Raw genomic sequence first — 2830 nt, forward strand, 5'->3', positions numbered from 1 at the left:
AAAGGCGCGAACAGACATTGCAGTTGCGCCGGGGTGATGCCGATGCCTGTGTCGTGTACCGTGAAGCGAACGCGCTGGCACGCATTGCGGTAGTCGATAATCTCGACGCGTACGCCGACCTCGCCGCTTTCCGTGAACTTGATTGCGTTGCTCATCAGGTTGAATAGAATCTGGCGAAGACGCAGGCCGTCTATCTCGAGTTCAGCGGCGAGTCGGTGGCTGACGAAATTGCGCACGACGAGGCCCTTGTCGTGGGCGAGCGTGGCGGCTACCGCACTGACGCCGTCCAGGAGCGCGCGCAGGTCGGTCGGTTCGTTCACGATTTCCAACTGTCCTGCATCGATCTTCGAGAAGTCCAGAACGTCGTCGAGAATCTGCATCAACGTCATCGCGGATTCCCCGATCATGTGAAGCATGCGCTGCTGCCTGATGCTCAACGACTCGTGTCGCAACAGCTCGAGCATCCCTATGATCCCGTTCATCGGTGTGCGTATCTCGTGGCTCATGGTGGCGAGAAATCTCGCTTTTGATGCCGCGGCCAATTCGGCCACTTCTTTCGCACGGGCCAGTTCCCTGGCTTGCGCCTTGATGTGAGTGACATCCGACCACACGCCACTCCAGAATATCGTCCCGTCATGCTCGGTTTGGGGTGTCGCTTCCGTGTGAATCCAGCGCTCGCATCCCTGGGAACGGCAGCGAAAATCGATGGAAACCCGCTGCATGGTCCGTGCGGAATGCCTGACAGCCGATTTGATGAGAGGTCGGTCATCGGGATGCACCCGTGAAAGCGCCGTCAGCGCATCGTCTTCCATCGTTTGCGCATCCAGATCCCACATGGCGCGGGTATTGCCTCCGACATAAGGAAAACGGAGCACGCCATCCGGAGTGCGACGCAATTCGAAGACGACTGCCGGAAGATGGGCGGTCACGCGCCTCAATCGTTGATCCAGCGCGCGTGCACGCTGTTCTGCATCACGAATCGTGGTGACATCCACCAACGTGACGAGCAGCCCGCCCGGCTTCCCACTCGGCAATTGAAAGGGATGCATCCAGTACAGCCAGGACCGCTGCTTCTGGTCGCGATCCATCAGATTGACCTCGGCGTGATGAGGTTGTTGCTGATCCTGAACTCGTTCGCTCATCGCGTGGATGCTCCGATTCCATTGGGGATCCAGCGGCGACGCGTCGAGCGTCGTTTTACCGATCAGCTCGTCGCGCTTCACCGAGAATGCAGTTTCATAAGCGTGATTGAGCGCGATATATCGGTTCGCGCTATCTTTCGCGACCAATGGGTATGGAAGGGATTCCATCAGCGCTTCGCGGAAGCTGAGCTGATCGGCCAGTTCACGCTCAACTGCCAATCGCCGGCGAACCTCGCGGCGCAGCCGGACGTATGCAGTGGTAATGGTTGCCAATACGATCGCGGTGCCGAGCAACACAAGCTCGAACGTTTTCCATGGCAGGCCCGCCGAATATCGAGGCCACAGCCATCGGCTTCGAATGCGTTGTTGTTCCCTCTTGGGGATAGCTGCAAGCGCACAGTTGATCAGGGGAATCAGTCGTTCGTAGCGGCGGTTGACTGCAATACTCAGCCGGCTGTCGAGATCGGCCGGCGACGCGATCTTGAGAATGCCAGGGAAATAGTTCCGGATGTTGAAATCGACGATCGCCGCGTTTCCGACATAGGCATCGGCACGTCCTTCTGCCACCGCGCTCATCGCTTGATGAGCGCTCGCGGCCATGACGATTTCCGCGTCGGGCATCTGTTGCCGTACCGTGGCGGGAAGCTCGCTGGGATCCGAGACCGCTATCCGGCGGCCGGCTAGATCGACGATTCCTTGCGGCGACACGTGAGGTCGAGTCACGACCACGTCCGGGAGCGTGATGAACGGGACGCTATAGAGCAAGACCCCGTCGCGGGCGACCGGCGTATTGACCGGTATGGCAGCATCCAGTTCACCCGACTGCGCGCGAGACAAGGTTTCCGCCCACGAATTCGTTTTCACGACAGCAAAGCGAATGCCTAGCGATGCCGAGATATGGCCCAGATAGTCCGCAGCAATGCCGCTCGGGCGATCGTTTGCGTCAAGGTAGGCAATGGGCGCCCATTCCGGGTCCACGCCCAGTTTGATCGGGGGAAGCGAGGCCAGCCAGCTACGGTCTTCCGGCGTAAGCGTCAAGCGCTCGACCGTGCGATGAGTTTGTATCGGCACCGTCGGTTCCTTCGGCCAGGGCACCGCCGACCGAAGCGTCGATTCTCCGACATTTGCAACCGTTACGGACTCGATCGGACACGTGCTCAGGACCGCGACGACGACAGCCACGCTCAACCGCAAGCTGACCCACAAGCTGTTCTTCAAAATTGACTTACCGTGCGATTGGATGGCGATGCTGCCGCCGATGCGGCACGCACATTTCAGTTGATGGGGGCGCGAATCGAATCGTTCCGGTGGGCATGACGCCTGAACCGGGGCCGTCTGCCACGTCCGACCGCCGTCGCGGCCGGGCAAGCGGCATCAGCCAATGAGTCCGAGATTGACGACATACTCGTACAGTTCGGCATCGCTTTTGAGGCCGAGCTTGCGCTTTGCCGATGTCTTGGCCCAGCTGACGGTCTTGATGGTCCGATGTAGTATCTGGCCGACTTCCGTCGGCGATTTGCCGCTGGCAAGAAGGCGCAGCACCTCCAACTCGCGGGGCGTCAAATTCGCGGCCCGCTGGCTTTCCATCTCGGTCAGTCCGAGTTTCGTCAATTCGCGCTGCAGTCTGGCACTGATGTAGATCGCGCCTCGCAGCGCAGTGCGAACGGCAGCGAACAGTTCACTTTTTT

The 2830-nt window shown here is 59.7% G+C and carries 2 protein-coding genes; both read right to left on the minus strand.

The features are described 5' to 3' along the window. Positions 1 to 2213: histidine kinase dimerization/phospho-acceptor domain-containing protein (locus tag JMF90_RS32000; RefSeq protein ID WP_236598072.1), on the minus strand; the 2213-nt coding region annotated here is incomplete at its 3' end. A gap of 303 nt (positions 2214 to 2516) precedes the next feature. Further along, positions 2517 to 2830 (minus strand): response regulator transcription factor (locus JMF90_RS32005; protein WP_201325932.1); only part of this gene is annotated, 314 nt, incomplete at its 5' end.

Source organism: Burkholderia sp. E168m23, assembly GCF_016586125.1.
GTDB classification, from domain to species: domain Bacteria; phylum Pseudomonadota; class Gammaproteobacteria; order Burkholderiales; family Burkholderiaceae; genus Burkholderia; species Burkholderia orbicola.